This window comes from Nonomuraea diastatica, from assembly GCF_004349015.1.
Lineage (GTDB): Bacteria > Actinomycetota > Actinomycetes > Streptosporangiales > Streptosporangiaceae > Nonomuraea > Nonomuraea diastatica.
Genome location: NZ_SMKP01000137.1, coordinates 1 through 19,671 on the forward strand (window position 1 = coordinate 1; position 19,671 = coordinate 19,671).

Here is a 19,671-nt window from a genome sequence, read left to right on the forward strand (position 1 = left end):
CTGGCTCGGTTGTGGTCGAGCGCGGCCGAGTTGTGGGTAGGCGGTGTCGATGTCGACTGGCCGCAAACCTACGCCGGGACCCGCCCGCAGATCATCGACCTGCCCACCTACGCCTTCCAACACCAGCACTTCTGGCTGGAGGAGCGCACCGTGGTCGCGGGTGACGTCGGTGCGGCCGGGCTCGGCGCGGCCGGACACCCCCTCCTTGGCGCGGCGGTCTCGCTGGCCGACGCCGACGGAGTGTTGCTCACCGGAAGGTTGTCGCTCAGAACCCACCCGTGGCTGGCCGACCACGCGGTCAACGGCCAGGTGCTGCTGCCCGGCACGGCGTTCGTCGACCTGGCCATCAAGGCGGGCGACGAGGCCGGTTGCGGCCTCCTCGAAGAGCTGACCATCCAGGCGCCGCTCATCGTGCCCGAGCGCGGCGCCGTCCAGCTCCAGCTGGCCGTGGGTGCCGCCGGTGAGGACGGGCGGCGGCAGCTCACCGTGCACAGCCGGCCCGACGGCGGGACCGCCGACGACCCGTGGACCTGCCACGCCACCGGCGTGCTCGCCCCGGTGACCGCGCCACCGCCCGCGCAGGAGACGGCCGTTTGGCCGCCCGAGGGCGCGCAGCCGCTCCCGCTGGACGGCCTGTACGACTGGCTCGGCGAGGTCGGCCTCGGCTACGGACCGATCTTCCAGGGGCTGAAGGCCGTCTGGCGGCGCGACGAGGAGCTGTTCGCCGAGGTCGCCCTGCCGGAGGACACCGGCACCGGCGGGTTCGGGCTGCATCCCGCGCTGCTCGACGCCGCGCTGCACTCCGTCGCGCTCAACGCGGCCACCGCGGAGGACGGGCCGCGCATGCCGTTCGCCTGGACCGGCGTACGGCTGCACGCGACCGGCGCCGCGTCGATCCGCGTCCGGCTCACGCCGCGCGACACCGACCGCGTGACGCTGGCCGTCACCGACACCACCGGCGTCCCCGTCGCCGACGTGGACTCGCTGATCCTGCGTCCCCTGCCCGCCGAACTCGGCACGCCGGCACGAGGCACGGACGACGACGCGCTCTACACGCTCGAATGGGCGCCCGTCCCCACCGGCGAACCCGCGAGGGAGCAGCGGTGGGCGGTCGTCGGCGACCCGGCGGCCCTGGCGGTGCCGGGCACCGCCCCGGAAACCATCAATGATCTGATCGCCACCGAGTCCGTGGCTGATCTGATCGCCACCGAGTCCGTGGCTGATCTGATCGCCACCGAGTCCGTGGCGGGCCTGATCGCCGCCGGGCAGGTGCCCGACTGGGTGGCCGTCCCGCTGGAGGGCGGGCACGGCGGCGATCTGGCGGCGGCGGTGCGCGACCGGACCTGCCACGTGCTCGACCTGCTGCGGACGTGGCTGGCCGATGAGGACCACCCGGCGTCCAGGCTCGTCCTCATCACCCACGGCGCGGTCGGCGCCACGGCGGACGACGAGGTGGCGGACCTGGTCAATGCCGGAGTCTGGGGCCTGGTCAGGTCCGCGCAGTCGGAGACCCCCGAACGGGTCGTCATCGCCGACCTCGACCGCGACCCGGAGTCGTACCGTGCGCTGCCCGCAGCGCTCGCCACGGGGGAGACCCAGCTCGCGCTCAGGAAGGGCACGGCGTACGCGCCCCGCCTGGCCCGCCCGGGCAGCGGCGGCGCGCTCGTCCCGCCCGCCGAGGCGGCGAACTGGCGGCTGGACGTGACCAGCCGCGGCACGGTCGACGACCTCGCCCTGATGGCCGCGCCCATCGCGCCGCTCGCCTCCGGACAGGTGCGCATCAGCACCCAGGCCATGGGGCTGAACTTCCGGGACGTGCTGATCGCCCTGGACATGTACCCGGGCGACGCGCCCATGGGCGGCGAGGGCGCCGGCGTCGTCATCGAGGTGGCGGACGACGTCACCGCGTTCGCGCCGGGCGACCGGGTGATGGGCATCATCGACGGTTTCGCCCAGCAGGCGGTCGCCGACCACCGGATGCTCGCCCGCATCCCCGGCGACTGGTCGTACGCGCAGGCCGCGTCCGTGCCGATCGCCTTCGTCACCGCCTACCACGCCCTGGTGGACCTGGCCGGCCTCCAGGCCGGCGAGTCGCTGCTCGTGCACGCCGCCGCCGGCGGTGTCGGCATGGCCGCGGTGCAGCTCGCCCACCACCTGGGCGCCGAGGTGTACGGCACCGCGAGCGAGCCCAAGTGGCCCGCGGTACGCGAGCTGGGAGTCCCGGAGGAACGCATCGCCTCCTCCAGGACGCTGGAGTTCGCGCAGACCTTCGAGGCGGGCGTGGACGTCGTGCTCAACTCCCTCGCAGGAGAGTTCGTGGACGCCTCGCTCGGCCTGCTCCGGCCCGGCGGGCGCTTCATCGAGATGGGCAAGACGGACGTGCGCGACCCCGACGGCCTGCCCGGAGTCCGTTACCAGAACTTCGACCTCACCCTGCTCGACCCGGCACGCACCGGCGAGATCCTGGCAGGGATCGCCGAGCTGTTCGCGCGCGGCGCGCTCCGCCTGCCGCCGCTGAGGACCTGGGACGTGCGCCGCGCCCCCGAGGCGTTCCGGCACGTCGCCCAGGCCCGCCACATCGGCAAGGTCGTGCTGACCGCGCCGCCCGCGTTCGACCCTGACGGCACCGTGCTCGTCACCGGCGGCACCGGCGCGCTCGGCGCCATGGCCGCCCGGCGCCTGGTCACCGAGCACGGCGTCCGGCACCTGGTGCTGGCCGGACGGCGCGGCCCCGACGCCGACGGCGCGGCGGCGCTGGAGGAGGAGCTGACCGGGCTGGGCGCCGCCGTACGGATCGTCGCCTGCGATGCCGCCGACCGCGACGCCCTCGCCGGGCTGCTCGCGGCGATCCCCGCCGAGCACCCGCTCACCGGGGTGGTCAACACGGCGGGCGTGCTCGACGACGGAATGATCTCGTCGCTCACCCCGGAACGCGTCGCGGCCGTGCTGCGCCCGAAGGTGGACGCGGCCGTGAACCTGCACGAGCTGACCGAGCACCTCGACCTGGCGCAGTTCGTCCTGTACTCGGGCGCGGCCGGCGTGCTCGGCAGCCCGGGGCAGGGCAACTACGCCGCGGCGAACACGTTCCTGGACGCGCTCGCCCAGCACCGCCGCGCCCGCGGCCTGGCCGCGACCTCCCTGGCCTGGGGCCTGTGGACGCCGCAGAGCGGCAGCGGCATGACCGGGCACCTCGACGAGGCAGACCTGGGCAGGCTCAGCAGGTCCGGCATGGGCGCGCTCGGCGTCGACCAGGGCCTGGATCTGTTCGACCGGGCGCTGGGCGCGGACGAGGCGGCGCTCGTACCGATCAACCTCGACCTCGCCACCCTGCGCGCGGGAGCGGCCAAGGGCTTCGGGCACCCGATGTTCCGCGGTCTGGTCCGCATCGCCACCCGCCGCGTGGTGGTGGCCGAGGCGCCCCAGGCTGACTCGCTCACCGACCGGCTGGCCGCCCTTCCTGACGACGACCGGCTGCCGATGCTGCTCGACCTGGTACGCGGCCACGTCGCCGCGGTCCTCGGCTTTTCCGGGCCCGAGGCGGTCGAACCGGCACGGGCGTTCAAGGAGATCGGGTTCGACTCGCTGACGGCCGTGGAGCTGCGCAACCGCCTGAAGACGGTCACCGGGCTGCGGCTGCCGGCCTCGCTGGTCTTCGACTACCCGAACTCCGCCGCGCTCGCCGGGCACCTGCTGGAGGAGCTGGCGCCGCCGGCCCACAGCGCCGAGCAGCAGATCCTGGCCGAGCTCGACCGGATCGAGGCCAGGCTGGCCGTCATGGCCGCCGGATGCGCCACCGCCGGGGAGATCACCTCCCGGCTCGAACAGCTGGCCTTCTCATGGAAGGAACGGCACCACGAGGCCGACACCGCCGCCGAGGACGTGGCGGGCCAGCTCAGCTCGGCAACCGCCGACGAGATCATCAACTTCATCGACAGCGAACTCGGGCTCTCCTGAGCAGGCGTCACCGACGGCTAGGAAGGCAACACCATGGCGACAGAGGAACAGCTCGTCGAATATCTCAAGCGGGTGACGACCGAGCTCCACGACAGCAAGAAGCGGCTGCAGGCGGCCGAGGACAAGGACCACGAGCCGATCGCCATCGTCGGCATCGGATGCCGCTACCCCGGGGAGATCGAGAGCCCCGAGGACCTGTGGCGGATCGTGTCCGGCCGGGCCGACGCCATCTCCGGGCTTCCCGACGATCGCGGCTGGGACCTGGAGTCGATGTACAACCCCGACCCCGACGCGTTCGGCACCTCGTACGTCCGCGAGGGCGGCTTCGTGAAGGACGTCACGGCGTTCGACCCGGCGTTCTTCGGCATCTCCCCGCGCGAGGCGCAGGCGATGGACCCGCAGCAGCGGCTGCTGCTGGAGACGTCGTGGGAGGCGATCGAGCGGGCCGGCATCGACCCGGCCGTCCTGCACGGCAGCAGGACCGGCGTGTTCGTGGGGGCCAACAGCTCCGAGTTCCTCACGCTGATGACGCAGGCGCCGCCCGAGCTGCAGGGCTACCTGATGACCGGCGTCGCCACCAGCGTGGTGTCCGGCCGCATCTCGTACACGCTCGGCCTGGAGGGGCCGGCCGTCACGATCGACACGGCCTGCTCGTCGTCGCTGGTGGCGCTGCACCTGGCGGTACGGGCACTGCGCAACGGCGACTGCTCGCTGGCGCTGGCCGGCGCGGTGGCCGTGTTGTCGTCGCCCGGCACGTTCATCGGCTTCAGCCGGGTGCGCGCGCTGGCCAAGGACGGCCGCTCCAAGGCGTTCTCCGCCGCCGCGGACGGCATGGCGCTCGCCGAGGGCGCGGGCGTCCTCCTGGTCGAGCGCCTGTCGGACGCCCGCCGCAACGGCCACCCCGTGCTGGCCGTCATCCGCGGCTCGGCGATCAACCAGGACGGCGCCAGCAACGGGCTCACGGCGCCGAACGGCCCGTCGCAGCAGCGCGTCATCCGCGCCGCCCTCGCCGACGCCAGGCTCGCTCCCGTCCAGGTGGACGCCGTGGAGGCGCACGGCACGGGCACCGAGCTCGGCGACCCGATCGAGGCTCAGGCGATCATCGCCACCTACGGCCAGGACCGGCCGGACGACCGCCCGCTCTGGCTCGGGTCGGTGAAGACCAACATCGGCCACGCGCAGGCCGCCGCCGGCGCCGCGGGCGTCATCAAGATGGTGATGGCGATGCGCAACGGCGTGTTGCCCGCGACTCTGCACGCGGAGGAGCGGTCGGAGCACATCGACTGGTCGAAGGGCGCGGTGGAGCTCCTGACGGACGCCCGCCCGTGGCCCGCCGGCGCGGAGCCGCGCAGGGCCGGCGTGTCGTCGTTCGGCATGAGCGGCACCAACGCGCACGTGATCCTGGAGGAGGCGCCGGCCCTGTCCCCAGCCGGGCAACCGATGGGGCCTCAGGCCAGGGAGGGGCAGCGCCAGGAGCTGCCCGCGGTCCCCTGGTTGCTGACGGGGCGTGGCACGGAGAGTCTGCGGCGGCAGGCCGGGCGGTTGTCCGCGTGGACGCGTTCCCGTCCCGACGAGAGCCCGGCCGACGTCGGCTGGTCGCTGCTGACGGGCCGGACGGCCTTCGACCACCGCGCGGTGGTGGTGGGCGCCGGCCGGGACGAGCTGCTGGCCGGTCTGGACGGCCTGGCCGAGGGCGTGCCGGTGCCCGACGTGGTGCAGGGGGTCGCCGGTGGTGCTGGCAAGTCGGTGTTCGTGTTCCCCGGTCAGGGGTCGCAGTGGCTGGGGATGGGGGTGGAGCTGCTGGAGTGTTCGCCGGTGTTCGCGGCGCGGATGGCCGAGTGTGAGGCGGCGCTGTCCCCCTTTGCGGACTGGTCGCTGACGGGTGTGTTGCGGGGTGAGGACGGCCAGCCGGGTTATGACCGGGTGGACGTGGTGCAGCCGGTGTTGTGGGCCATGATGGTGTCGCTCGCGCAGGTGTGGCATTCGCTCGGCGTGACTCCGGCCGCGGTGGTCGGGCATTCGCAGGGGGAGATCGCCGCCGCGGTGGTCGCGGGTGCGTTGTCGCTGGAGGACGGCGCGCGGGTGGTGGCGTTGCGCAGCCAGGCGATCGTGGCGCTGGCCGGGCGCGGCGGCATGGCCTCGGTGCCGCTCGGCGCCGCCGAGGTGGGTGAGCTGCTGACGCGCTGGGACGGCCGCCTGTCGATCGCCGCCGTGAACGGTCCCGCTTCGACGGTGGTGTCGGGTGATGTGGACGCCATTGACGAGCTGCTGGCGCACTGCGAGGCGCAGGGGGTGCGGGCCAAGCGGATCGATGTGGACTACGCCTCGCATTCGGCGCATGTGGAGACCATCGAGGACGAACTCGCCCGGTTGCTGGCCCCGGTGACGCCGCGTGAGGCCGACGTGGCGTGGTACTCGACGGTGCGCCAGGAGTGGTTGTCCGGATCCGAGGTCGACGCCGCCTACTGGTATGAGAACCTGCGGCAGACCGTGTGGTTCGCTCCGGCGGTGTGCGCCCTGGCGGAGGCGGGCCACCGGTTCTTCGTGGAGGCCAGCGCGCACCCGGTGCTGCAGATCGGCACGCGCGAGACGCTGGAGGAGTCGGGCAGCGAGGCGGTGTCCGTCGGCACGCTGCGCCGCGACGACGGCGGCCTGCGCCGGTTGTGGTCCAGTGCGGCCGAGCTGTGGGTGCGGGGCGTGGACGTCGACTGGGCCCAGGCCTACGCCCCCGCCGATCCCCGCCGGGTCGGCCTGCCCACCTACGCCTTCGAGCGGGAGCCGTACTGGCCGAAGAACATCCAGTCGAACGCCGACCTCACCCAGCTCGGCATGGGCCAGGCTGGGCACCCGCTGCTGGCGGCCACCGTGTCGCTGGCCGACGGCGAAGGCGTGCTGCTCACCGGCCGGCTCTCGCTGAAGACCCACCCGTGGCTGGCCGACCACATGGTCAGCGGGCAGGTGCTGCTTCCCGGCACCGCCTTCGTGGAGCTGGCCGTCAGGGCCGGCGACGAGGCCGGCTGCGACCTGCTGGAGGAGCTGACCCTGCAGGCCCCGCTGGTCCTGCCCGAGCGGGGCGGCGTCCAGGTGCAGGTGGCCGTCGGCACCCCCGACGAGGACGGGCGGCGCGCGCTCACCATCCACTCGCGGCTCGACGACGAGCCGTGGACCCGGCACGCCACCGGCTTCCTCGCCAAGGACACCGGGGCGGCCGCCTTCGCCGAGGCGTCGTGGCCGCCCGCGGGAGCGACCGCCGTCGGCGCTGACGGCGTGTACGAGCTGCTGTCGGGCATCGGCGTCGACTACGGCCCCGCCTTCCGCGGCGTGCGGGCCGTGTGGCGGCGCGACCGGGAGCTGTTCGCCGAGGTCGCCCTGCCGGAAGGCACCGAGACCGGCGGGTTCGGCCTGCACCCGGCGCTGCTCGACGCGGCACTGCAGCCGCTCGCCGTGGGCGACTTCTTCCCCGCCCAGGCCACCGGTGGTCCTGTGCTGCCGTTCGCCTGGACCGGAGTGCGCCTGGCCGCCACCGGCGCCGCCACGCTGAGGGTCCGGCTCGCGCCCGAGGGTGCGAACGCGGTGCGGATCGAGGTCGCCGACGCCACCGGCGCGCCCGTCGCCTCCGTGGACTCGCTGGTCGTCCGCGCGATGGCCGCCGCCGACCTCAAGGCGGGCACCGACCCCCTGCGCGACGCGCTGTTCGCCCTCGACTGGGTGCCCGCAAGCCTGGCCGCCGGGTCGGCCGCAGTGCCGACCGCTGGGCCGACCGCTGGGCCGACCGCTGGGCCGACCGCTGGGCCGACCGCTGGGCCGGTCGCTGGGCACGACGGCGCACGCTACGCGATCGCCGGCGGCGACGGAAGCCGGCTCAAGGCCGCGCTCGAAGCGTCAGGAGCGCAGGTGGACGCGCTCGATCCGGACGGCGCCGCGCCGCACCTGGCGTTCTGGGTGTGCGCCCCCGACCCCGCAGGCGATCCGGCCGCGGGAGCGCGCAGCGCGACGAGCGAGGCGCTGGCCGCCGCCCAGTCGTGGCTCGCCGAGGAGCGGTACGCCGACGTGCCCCTCGTCATCGTCACCCAGGGCACGATGGCCCAGGGCGGCGACCTGCCGGCCGCCGCGGTGTGGGGGCTGATCCGTACGGCGCAGTCGGAGAACCCGGGCCGTTTCGTCCTGCTCGACGTCGACGGCACCGACGAGTCGTGGCAGGCGCTCCCGGCCGCGGTCGTGTCCGGCGAGCCCCAGATCGCGCTCGCCGGACGCGAGGCCCTCGTGCCGCGGCTCTCCAGGCAGCGCACCGGCGCGCCCGCGCAAGAGCGGCCGGACTCCGGCGCGTCCGTGGAGGCGCGGCCGGCCGCCGCCTCGTGGGACCCGGACGGAACCGTGCTGATCACCGGCGGCACCGGCACCCTCGGCGGGATCGTCGCCCGCCACCTGGTGACCGAGCACGGGATCCGCCATCTGCTGCTGATCAGCCGCCGCGGCCCCGCCGCGGCAGGCGCGGCCGACCTGATGTCCGAGCTGACCGCGCTCGGCGCCGACGTGACCGTCACCGCCTGCGACGCCGCCGACCGGCAGGCCCTGGCGGACGTGCTGGCGGGCATCCCCGCCGAGCATCCGCTCACCGGAGTCGTGCACACGGCGGGCGCCCTGGACGACGGCGTCCTCGCCGCGCTGACGCCCGGGCGGATCGACACCGTGCTGCGGGCCAAGGCCGACGCCGTGCTGAACCTGCACGAGCTGACCGAGGACCTGCCGCTGACCGCGTTCGTGTTGTTCTCCTCGGCGGCCGGCGTCTTCGGCGGGCCCGGCCAGGGCAACTACGCGGCCGCCAACGCGTTCGTCGACGCTCTCGCCGAGCGGCGCAGGCGGCTCGGCCTGCCCGCGCTGTCGCTGGCGTGGGGCCTGTGGGAGCAGGACAGCGGGCTCACCGGGACGCTCAGCGAGACCGACAGGGCACGGCTGGCCCGCACCGGAGTCGCGCCGCTGTCCACCGCCGACGGGCTCGCCCTGCTGGACGCCGCCTGCGCCGCGGACCGGGCGGCGCTGGTGCCGATCCGGCTGGAGTTCGCCGCGCTGCGGATGGCGGCCCAGTTCGGGGCACTCCCCACGATCCTGCAGGAGCTGGTCCCCACGTCGAAGCGGCGGGTGGTGGGCAACGACCCGGCCGCCGCGTCGGAGCTGCGCGAACGCCTGGCCCGCATGCCGGAGTCCGAGCACGCCAGGGTGCTGCTCGACCTCGTGCTCGGCCAGGTGGCGACCGTGCTCGGCTACCGGGACCCCAGCGCCGTCGAGCAGGACCGCCCGTTCAACGAGGCCGGGTTCGACTCGCTGACCGCCGTCGAGTTCCGCAACCGCATGAACGCGGCCACCGGCCTGCGGCTGCCCGCCACCCTCGTCTTCGACTACCCGACGCCCGCCGGCCTGGTCGAATATCTGCGGACCCGGCTGCTCGACGGGCCACGGACGGCCGCCTCGGCCAGGACGCGGTCCGGGGAGGAGGAGCCGATCGTCATCGTCGGCATGAGCTGCCGGCTGCCCGGCGGCGTCACCGACCCTGACGGGCTGTGGAACCTGGTGGCCGAGGGCGGAGACGCGATGTCGATGTTCCCCGCCGACCGCAACTGGAACCTGGACGAGCTCTACCACCCCGACCCGGAGCACCCGGGCACCACGTACACCCGCGAGGGCGGCTTCGTCTACGACGCCACCACGTTCGACCCGGCGTTCTTCAGCATCTCGCCGCGTGAGGCCGTGGCCATGGACCCCCAGCAGCGCCTGCTGCTCGAAGGCTCCTGGGAAGCGATGGAGAACGCCGGCATCGACCCGGGCACGCTGCGGGGCAGCAGGACCGGCGTGTACGTCGGCCTGATGTACCACGACTACGGTTTCCACCTGCAGAACCCGACGAGCGACCTGGAGGGTCTGGTCGGCACCGGCATCTCGGCGGGCGTCGCCTCCGGCCGCGTGTCGTACACCTTCGGGTTCGAGGGCCCGTCGGTCACCATCGACACGGCCTGCTCCTCGTCGCTGGTGGCCCTGCACATGGCGATCCAGGCGCTGCGGCGCGGCGAGTGCTCGCTCGCCCTGGCCGGCGGCGTCACCGTGCTCTCCACGCCGAGCGTGTTCGTCGACTTCAGCCGCCAGCGCGGGCTGGCCCCCGACGGCCGCTGCAAGTCTTTCGCCACGGGCGCCGACGGCACCGGCTGGGCGGAAGGCGTGGGCCTGCTGCTGGTCGAGCGGCTCTCCGACGCCCGGCGCCACGGCCACCCCATCCTGGCCGTGGTGCGGGGCACCGCGATCAACCAGGACGGCGCCAGCTACGGCCTGACCGCGCCCAACGGCCCGTCGCAGCAGCGGCTCATCGAGGAGGCGCTGGCCGACGCGCGGCTCACCACCGCCGACGTCGACGCCGTCGAGGGTCACGGTACCGGCACCACGCTGGGCGACCCGATCGAGGCGCAGGCCGTCGTCGCGACGTACGGTCAGGACCGGCCGGAGGACCGGCCGCTCTGGCTCGGCTCGGTGAAGTCGAACCTCGGCCACACCCAGGCCGCCGCCGGCGTCGCGGGCATCATCAAGATGGTGATGGCCATGCGGCACGGCGTGCTGCCGCGGACGCTGCACGTGGACGAGCCCACCACCCACGTCGCGTGGGACGCGGGCGCGGTCAAGGTGCTCACCGAGGCCATCCCGTGGCCGGAGACGGGCAGGCCGCGCCGCGCGGGCGTCTCCTCGTTCGGCATCAGCGGCACCAACGCCCACGTCATCATCGAGCAGGCCCCGGAGCAGGACCAGCCCGCCGAGCCCGAGGAGACCTCGCGGCCGGTCATCCCCTGGGTGTTGTCGGCCAAGAGCGCGGACGCGCTGAAGGCGCAGGCCCGCAGGCTCCACGACCACCTGGGCGCCGACCGGCGGGCCACGGACGTCGCCTGGTCGCTGGCCACGACGCGGGCCTCGTTCAAGCGGCGGACGGTCGTCCTGGGAGCCACCCGCGACGAGCTCGCCGCCGGGCTGGAGTCCGCGCTCGCGGGCACTCCCGCCGACAACGTGATCACCGGCTCGGCCGCCCGGGGGCGGACGGCGTACCTCTTCACCGGCCAGGGCAGCCAGCGGCCGGGCATGGGAGAGGAGCTGTACGCGGCCTATCCCGAGTACGCAGCGGCTTTCGACGCGGTCTGCGCCCGGTTTGACCAGCACGCCGATCGGCACCTCGACCGGCCCCTGCGCGAGGTCATCACCGGCGACGCCGACCTGCTCTCACAGACCCGGTACACCCAGGCCGCGCTGTTCGCCGTCGAGGTCGCCCTGTTCCGCTGCCTGGAGGCGTGGGGCGTGCGTCCGGACTTCCTGGCCGGCCACTCGATCGGCGAGATCGCCGCCGCGCACGTCGCCGGCGTGTTGTCGCTGGACGACGCGGTCACGCTCGTGGCCGCCAGGGGCGGCCTCATGCAGGCGCTGCCGCCCGGCGGCGCCATGGTCTCGGTGCGCGGCGCGACCGAGGAGGACGTGCTGCCGCTGCTGGCCGGGCACGAGGAGCACGTCGGCATCGCCTCCGTCAACGGCCCCTCGTCGCTGGTCCTGTCCGGCGACGAGGCGAGCGTGCTGGAGCTGGCCGAGCGGCTGGCCTCGCGCGGCTGCAAGACCAAGCGGCTGACCGTCAGCCACGCGTTCCACTCGCCGCTGATGGAGCCGGCGATCGAGGAGTTCGTGAACGTCGCCCGTGGGCTGGCCTTCCAGCCGCCGGAGATCCCCATCGTCTCCAACGTCACCGGAGAGCTCGCCACCGTCGAGGAGCTGACCTCGCCCGAGTACTGGGCCCGCCACCTGCGCCAGGCCGTGCGCTTCTGCGACGGTGTACGGACCCTGCGCGACCAGGGCGTGTCCACCTTCATCGAGCTCGGTCCCGACGCGGTGTTGTCCGCCATGGTGAAGGACTGCCTGGACGGCTGGACCGGGGTCGTCGCTCCGGCGCTGCGCCGCGACCGGGCCGAGACCGGCACGCTGATCGAAGCCCTGGCCCAGGCGTACACGCACGGGGTCGGCGTCGACTGGGCCGCCGTGATCGGCTCGGGGCGGGCCGTGCCGCTGCCCACCTACCCCTTCCAGCGTCAGCGCTACTGGCCGGACCCTCCTCGCCAGGAGGAGGACGTACGGCCCGACCAGGGGCTCTGGGACGCCGTCGGCCGCGACGACCTGGACGGCCTGCTCGCGGTGCTCGGCCTGGAGAGCGGCGCCACGGTCGCCGACCTGCTGCCCGCGCTGGCCCGGCTGCGCGGCCAGGACGGCGCCGGCCACGGGGACGTGCGCTACCAGCTCGGCTGGCGTCCCCTCACCGACCTGCCCGCTCCCATGCTCTCCGGAACCTGGCTGGTGGTGGCGGGGCACGACACCGCACCGGCGGAGGCGCTGGCGGCGGGGCTCGCCGCGCACGGGGCGGACACCGTCGTGCTGCCTGAGATGCCCGATCCCGGCGGGGCCGCGCAGGCTCCGGCGGGCATCGTGTGTCTGGTGCGGGACGGCATGCGGGCTCCTGCGGTCCCCGAGGGTTCTGCGCCGGTCTGGTTCCTCACCCGCGGCGCGATCCAGGTGGTGCCGTCCGATCGTGTGGCCGGGCCCGAGCCGGCCGCCGACTGGGGCGCTCTTCGAGGCGCGGCCGGCGAGGGGCTGCTGCGGCGCGGCGGGCTGATCGATCTGCCGGTCAGGCTCGACGACCAGGTCATCCGCCGGTTGTGCGGGGTCCTGTCCGGGCTGACGGGTGAGGCCGAGGTGGCCGTACGTTCCGGTGGGGTCTTCGCCCGCAGGCTGCGGCCCGCGCCGCCGCGCGGCACGCCGCTCGGCCGCGAGTGGCGGCCCGGCGGCACGGTCCTGCTGGCGGGGCATCTCGACGAGACCGCAACGGAACTGGCCAGATGGGCCGCCCGCAACGGCGCGGAACGGGTCGTCCTCACCGAACCGGCCGCCGGCCTCGAAGGCGAGCCGGGTGTGACCGTCCAGACCGGTCTCGCCGCGGCCACGGCCGTCCTGACCCCGGTCACCGGGGTGAACGGGCACGCGGCCGGCGGGCCCGGGGTGAACGGGCAGGCAGGGGGCAAGGCGGTCTCCGCGGTCGTGTGCACGACCGCGGAGGCGGCCCGTCTGCTGGACGCGCCGGCCAGAGCCGCCGGCGTGGGGATATTCGTCATGCTGGCTCCGGCGCGGGCCGCCTGGGGCGGGGACGGCGCGCAGGCGTACGAGTTCTTCGCCGCGCTGGCGGACGAGCGGCTGGCCGCGGGACAGCCCGCGCTGGCCGTGGCCGCCGGGCTGAAGGAGCCCGGGGACGCGGTGTCGGCCATCCGCCAGGCTCTGCACCAGGGGGACAGGACGCTCGTGGTCGCCGACCCCGACTGGGCCGTGCTCCACGCGTCCGGGCACGCCCGGTTGCTGGAGGAGATCCCGCAGGCCGCCGGGCCGGACGGCTCCGGGGACTCCGGGGACTCCGGGGACGCGGTCGACGACGCCGCGGCCTTCCGCCGGTTGTTGTCCGGCAGCCCGGCCGAGGAGCACCGTGACATCGTGCTCGGCGTCGTGCGCGGCGAGGCGGCGGCGATCCTGCAGCTGCCGATGCCCGACGCGGTCGAGCAGGACGCGGAGTTCTTCGAGCTCGGCTTCTCCTCGATGGCCGCGGTGGAGCTGCGCAACCGGCTCGTCGAGCTGACCGGCATCGAGGTGGCGGCCGACGCGATCTACGACTACCCGACCCCTGCCGAGCTGGCCGAGCACCTGCTCGCCGAGGCCATGAGCTGAGCCACCCCGGCTGCCATCCCGGCTGCGATCGCGGTCAGGCCCGCAAGGCCCCCGCCAAGGAAAGGACGGACCCGTGCTGGATGGATGCACCCCCTGGCCTGAGGAGTTCGCCGAACGGTACCGTTCGGCCGGCTACTGGCGCGACGAGACGCTGGGCGAGCTCCTGCGCGGGCTGGCCCGCTCGCACCCCGGTAAGACCGCCCTCGTGGCGGGCCGTGAGCGGTGGAGCTACGCCGAGCTGGACACCAGGACCGACCGGATGGCGGCGGGCCTGCACCGGATCGGCATCGGCCCCGGCGACCGCGTCGTCGTGCAGCTGCCGAACCTCCCGGAGCTGGTCGCGCTGATGTTCGCCCTGTTCAGGATCGGCGCCCAGCCGGTCCTGGCGCTGCCGGCCCACCGCAGCAGCGAGATCACGTACTTCTGCGAGTTCACCGACGCGGTGGCGTACGTCATTCCCGACGTGCACGTCGGGTTCGACTACCGGGAACTGGCCGCCGAGGTGACGGCGCGGGTGCCCACGCTCAAGCATGTGCTCGTCGCGGGAGATCCGGGGGACTTCGCCGCGCTGCCCCTGGACGGCGACCCGGTCGACCTGCCCAGGCCCGACCCCGCCGGCGTGGCGCTCTTCCTGCTGTCCGGTGGGACGACCGGCGTTCCCAAGCTGGTGCCGCGCGCCCACCAGGAATGGTCGTACAGCGGGCGCGCGGTGGCCGAGGCGTGCGACTACGGCGAGGAGACCGTCCACCTGGTGAGCCTGCCGCTGAGCCACAACTGGCCGCTGACCCACGGGCTGCTGGCCACCTTCCACGCGGCCGGCACGCTCGTGCTGGCCCCGGGCCCCAGCCCGGATGAGGCTTTCCCGCTCATCGAGCGGGAAAGAGTGGCCGAGACCGGGCTGATCCCTGGCGCGGCGCTGCTGTGGATGGAGGCGGCCGAGTGGGACGAGTACGACCTGTCCAGCCTGCGGCGGGTCACCATCGGCGGGACGAAGCTCCAGCCCGAGATGGCCCGCCGGGTGGAGCCCGCGCTGGGCTGCCGGCTCCAGCAGGCCTTCGGCATGGCCGAGGGGTTGTGCGGGTTCCACCGGTGGGACGACCCGCAGGACGTGGTCCTCGTCAGCCAGGGGCTGCCCGTCTCCCCGGCGGACGAGGTACGCGTCGTGGACGAGGACGACAACGACGTGGCTCCCGGCGAGGTGGGCCGGCTCCTGGCGCGCGGCCCGTACACGGTGCGCGGGTACTACCGGGCGCCCGAGCACAACGCCAGGACGTTCACCGCCGACGGGTTCTACCGGACCGGAGACCTGGTACGGCTGCTGCCGACCGGGCATGTGATCTTCGAAGGGCGCGTCAAGGACCAGATCAACAGGGGCGCGGAGAAGATCGCGGCCGAGGAGGTGGAGAACCACCTGCTCGCCCATCCGGGTGTCAGGGAGGTCGCCCTGGTGGGCCTGCCTGACGAGGTGCTCGGCGAGCGGTCCTGCGCCTGCGTGGTGCCCCGCGGCACGGCGCCGACGCTGGCCGAGCTCACCGCCTTCCTGCGTGACCGCGGTGTCGCGGCCTTCAAGTTCCCCGACCGTCTTGAGATCGTCCCCCGACTCCCGCTCACCCCGCTCGGCAAGGTCAGCAAGAAGACGCTTGTCGGCATGTTCCACTGACCCCACGCACGCAGAGGACGATCGCCGATGCACGTCGCAGACATCGACCTGCAGGGATTCCTGGAAGTGCACGCCAAAGCGACCATCGAGGCGCGCAACAACGCGTGCCCCGCCCTGGCGATCTGGCGCCAGGACATCGGCCCCTTCGATCCGGCCGGGCTGCTCAGACCGTTGTTCGAGCGGTCCACGCGCACCTTCGTCTGGGTGTCGCCCGAGACCAGCGTCATCGCCATGGGCAGCGCCACGGACTTCACGCACTTCGGCCGCGACAGGTTCGCCGGCATCCGGCGCGGCTGGGAGAAGGCGGCCAGGACCGCGGTGGCCGACGGTCCTGGAGCGCGTGGCGTGCCGGCGCTGGTCGGCGGCTTCGCCTTCGCGGCGCGTCCCGGATCGTTGCCGGAGGCCCTGATGTGGGTGCCGCGCGTGCTGATCACGCGGGACAGGGACGGCAGGGCCACGCTCGTGCTCAGCGTGTGCGTCGACCCCCGCGGCACCACGACCGACGGTCCCGCGCGCACGGCCGCGGACGCCGCCGCCCTGCTCGCTTCCGCCGGGGTGCGGCCGTGCCCCAGCCCGCAGCTCGCGGGCACGAACATGATCGAGGTCCCGTCGGCGTCGGAGTGGAAGGCGCTGGTCGCGCACACCGTCGAGCAGATCGAGCGGGGCAGGTTCGACAAGGCGGTGCTGGCCCGGCAGTTGCGGGTGACCTCGCCCTGCGGCTACGACCTGCCCTCGGTCATGGGGACGCTGCTCGACACGCAGCCGGGCAGCACCGCGTTCGCGGTGGCGGCCTACGGGCAGGCCTTCGTCGGCGCCACGCCGGAGAGGCTGGTCAGCCTCCGTGGCGGGCGGGCCGAGTCGATGAGCCTGGCGGCGTCCATGCCCCGTGGCACGACCCCGGCCGAGGACGCGTGCCTGCGGGCGGCCCTGCTGGAGGACGACAAGTCCCGGCGCGAACAGAGGATCGTCACGGCGACGTTGCGGCGCGCGTTCGAGCAGGTCTGCGGCACCGTCACGGTGCCGGACGAGCCGCACGTGCTCGACCTGCCGAACCTGCGGCACCTCCACACCCGCATCGTCGGCGAGGTCGCCGACCCCGAGTCGGCCAGCGTGCTCGATCTCGTCGAACGGCTGCACCCGACGCCCGCCGTCGGCGGGCAGCCGCGGCGCGCGGCACTCGAGTGGCTGGGCGAGGCCGAGCCCTTCGACCGCGGCTGGTACGCCGGCCCTGTCGGGTGGATGAACGACGACCAGGAGGGCGACTTCGCGGTGGCCATCCGCTCGGCCCACCTGGAGGAGGGCACCGCCACGTTGTACGCGGGGTGCGGGATCGTGGCGGGTTCCGATCCGGACGCCGAGCTTGAGGAGACCCGGTTGAAGTTCCGTCCCATGCTCAATGCCCTGGCGGTTCCTTTATCGGAAAGGGCACCATATAGACGGGCCGAGTGCAAAGATCTTGACTGAAGGTGTGACAACCGCGCTCCATCTCCCGTCTGTGGAGGGACTGGAAAAATGATCGAAATAACCGATTTGACCAAACGTTATGGCAATAAGACGGCAGTGGATGGTTTGTCATTCAATGTCCATCCTGGGCGGGTCACCGGTTTTCTCGGACCCAACGGGGCGGGCAAATCGACCACCATGCGGGCGATCCTCGGCCTCGACCGTCCCCATGCCGGGAGCGTGACGGTCAACGGCCGCGCCTACGTCGGCCTGCCCCGGCCGATGCGCGAGGTGGGCGCCCTGCTGGACGCCCGCGCGGTGCACCCCCGGCGCACGGCGCGCAACCACCTGCTCTGCATCGCCCAGACCAACGGGATCCCCGCCAAGCGCGTGGACGAGGTCCTGCAGGTGGTCGGGCTGGAGTCGGTGGCGCGCAAGCGCGCAGGAGGCTTCTCACTGGGCATGGGGCAGCGGCTCGGCATCGCGGTGGCGCTGCTCGGAGACCCGAAGGTGCTGTTATTCGACGAACCCGTCAACGGGCTCGACCCCGAGGGCATCAAGTGGATCCGCGAGCTGATGCGCGGCCTGGCCGCGGAGGGCCGCACCGTCCTGGTCTCCAGCCACCTGATGAGCGAGATGGCGCAGACCGCCGACCACCTCGTCGTCATCGGCAAGGGCAAGCTGATCGCGGACATCGGGATCAGCGAGTTCATCCGGCAGGGCTCCAACGTGCTGGTGCGCGCCGACGACCAGGATCGGCTCGCCGCCAAGCTGACCGAGGCCGGCGGCACCGTGCTCCCCGGCGCCGACGGGGCGCTCATCGTGACCGGGCTGGAGGCCAGGCAGGTCGGCAAGGCCGCGCTCGACGCCAAGGTGGTGCTGACGGAGCTGACGCCGCAGCGCTCCCTGGAGCAGGCGTACATGGATCTGACCCGTGACAGCATCGAGTTCCAGGCGAGTGCGGCATGAGCGTGGTTTTCGCGGACACCGTCCGCTCCGAATGGACCAAGTTCCGGACGATCCCGTCCAACATCCCCACCATGCTGACCGCCGTCGCGCTCATGGTGTTCCCCGGCGCCCTGACCGCCAACGGCGCCAGCGAGAACTACCAGGCGGCCTCCGAGGCCACCAGGGCCGTGTTCGACCCCACCTACATCAGCATGTATGGCGGGTTCCTGTTCGCCCAGATCACCGTGGGCGCGCTGGGCGTGCTCGTGGTGACCCACGAGTACGCCACCGGCCTGATCCGCACCAGCACGACCGTGGTGCCGCGGCGCGGCCGGCTGCTCGGCGCCAAGGTGGCCACGTTCGCGCTGATTGCCCTGCTGATGGGCTGGGTGTCCAGCTTCGGCTCGTTCTTCCTCGGGCAGGCCGTGCTCGGATCCGGCGGCGCCCCTACCGCCTCACTCGGCGAGCCTGGCGTCCTGCGCGCCGTGGTCGGCATGGGGCTCCTCTGGGTGCTGGTCGGCCTGTCGGGCGTGGCGCTGGGCAGCCTGATGCGGGCCACCATGAGTGCCACGACCGTGCTGGTCGCGGTCAACTTCATCATCCCGATCATCGGGCCCAGGCTCCTTCCCGACGCCGTCGGCGCCTGGGTGCAGACCTACTGGCCCATCCAGGCCGGCCTGCAGATCACCACGACCGTGCAGAACGCCGACCGGATGCTCCCGTGGCCGGGCTTCGGGGTGATGGCCGCCTTCACCGCCGTGCTACTGATCGCGGCGTTCGCCCTGTTCCGCTCCCGCGACGCCTGAGCCGCCGCACCCGCCACCCGGCGCGCCACCCCGCGCGCCGGGTCCGCGGCATGCCCAGCCCCTCCCGCACTGGGGCCGACCGGCCGATTTAGTGGGCTGCTAGGGGTTACCCGCCTTATCCCGTCTCGCAAATACTGATGTCGCTTGACCGGGAAATCCTGGCGGGGAGGAGCGTTAAACAATGGCGCCGAATTTCGCGAACGGTCAGTGCCGGTCCTTTCGGGGCGACGGGCTGCCGGATCTGCTGGTACGTGACACGGAAACCGGCGAGCTCTTCGTTCATCCGCACAGCGGTGAGTTCAACGGGACCGAGACGTTCCGCGCGCCGGTGAAGATCGGGGATGGATTCGGCTGGTGGCGTTTCTTCTTCGTCCGCGCCGTGGACGTGTCCGGCGACGGTCGCGCCGACATATGCGCTTTCAGCACCAGCGAGTACGACATCAATCCCGGCGAGAACGGCGAATTCGGTTTCTTCCTGCTGCGTAACATCGGCGGGCCCGGCGAGATCGGCCCGTTCGCCGAGCCGCTCCGCGTGTCCAGCAAGCGCGACGACGGCCGGGAATGGGAGACCATCGGGTTCGCCGACGTGACGGGCACCGGCACCGACGACACGTTCGGCCGGGGCAAGAACGCCGGCAACATCGACCTCTTCCCGCACCGCGGCCAGGGCGTCGTCAGGAACGGCACCTACGACAAGGAGCCCGTGCGGCTCGTTGACGTCGACGTCGACGACTTCCCCGTCGCGATGGCCGACTTCACCGGCAACGGCACGCCCGACCTGCTGGTCCGCCGCGCCAACGGTGACATGGACCTGTTCGAGTTCGCCGGCAAGCCGGGCACGACGGCCGGGGGCACGTGGTACACCGTCGCCCGCGGCTGGCAGGACATGCGCATCATGACGCTCACGGACATCGACCTCGACGGGCGGCCCGACCTGCTCGGCCTGCGCCCCGACGGCACGCTCGACGCGTACGCGCACTCCGGCGCATTCAACCCCCAAGCTCCGCTCGACCTCTTTCGTGAGCCGGTGACCGTGGCCACCGGATTCGGTAAGTACGACGTCGTCAGCTGATCACGCAAGAG

Annotated in this window: 7 protein-coding genes; all 7 read left to right on the forward strand. The window is 73.2% G+C overall.

From position 1 onward, the window contains the following. A partial coding sequence (locus tag E1294_RS36195) for an SDR family NAD(P)-dependent oxidoreductase (RefSeq protein ID WP_132515481.1) occupies window positions 1–3,954 on the forward strand: 3,954 nt, incomplete at its 5' end. 33 nt (window positions 3,955–3,987) lie between these two features. Then, window positions 3,988–13,731: a type I polyketide synthase gene (locus E1294_RS36200; RefSeq protein ID WP_132515482.1), complete on the forward strand. Its 9,744-nt coding sequence runs from the start codon at window positions 3,988–3,990 to the stop codon at window positions 13,729–13,731. A gap of 73 nt (window positions 13,732–13,804) precedes the next feature. Beyond that, entirely contained in the window at window positions 13,805–15,391 is a 1,587-nt protein-coding gene (locus E1294_RS36205) for a (2,3-dihydroxybenzoyl)adenylate synthase (protein WP_132515483.1), read from the forward strand. Between the two features lie 27 nt (window positions 15,392–15,418). Then, a complete protein-coding gene (locus tag E1294_RS36210; RefSeq protein WP_132515484.1) occupies window positions 15,419–16,855 on the forward strand; it encodes an isochorismate synthase in 1,437 nt (478 codons plus the stop codon). Window positions 16,856–16,903: 48 nt separating this feature from the next. Further along, the gene (locus E1294_RS36215; protein WP_132515485.1) at window positions 16,904–17,803 is read left to right on the forward strand and encodes an ABC transporter ATP-binding protein; all 900 of its coding nucleotides are present in this window, start codon (window positions 16,904–16,906) and stop codon (window positions 17,801–17,803) included. Then, the gene (locus tag E1294_RS36220; protein ID WP_132515486.1) at window positions 17,800–18,588 is read left to right on the forward strand and encodes an ABC-2 transporter permease; all 789 of its coding nucleotides are present in this window, start codon (window positions 17,800–17,802) and stop codon (window positions 18,586–18,588) included. Before E1294_RS36215 ends, E1294_RS36220 begins: the two co-directional genes overlap by 4 nt. Before the next feature lie 181 nt (window positions 18,589–18,769). Beyond that, window positions 18,770–19,660, forward strand: a complete 891-nt coding sequence (locus E1294_RS36225; protein WP_132515487.1) for an FG-GAP repeat domain-containing protein — start codon at window positions 18,770–18,772, stop codon at window positions 19,658–19,660. The last annotated feature ends 11 nt before the right edge of the window (window positions 19,661–19,671 follow it).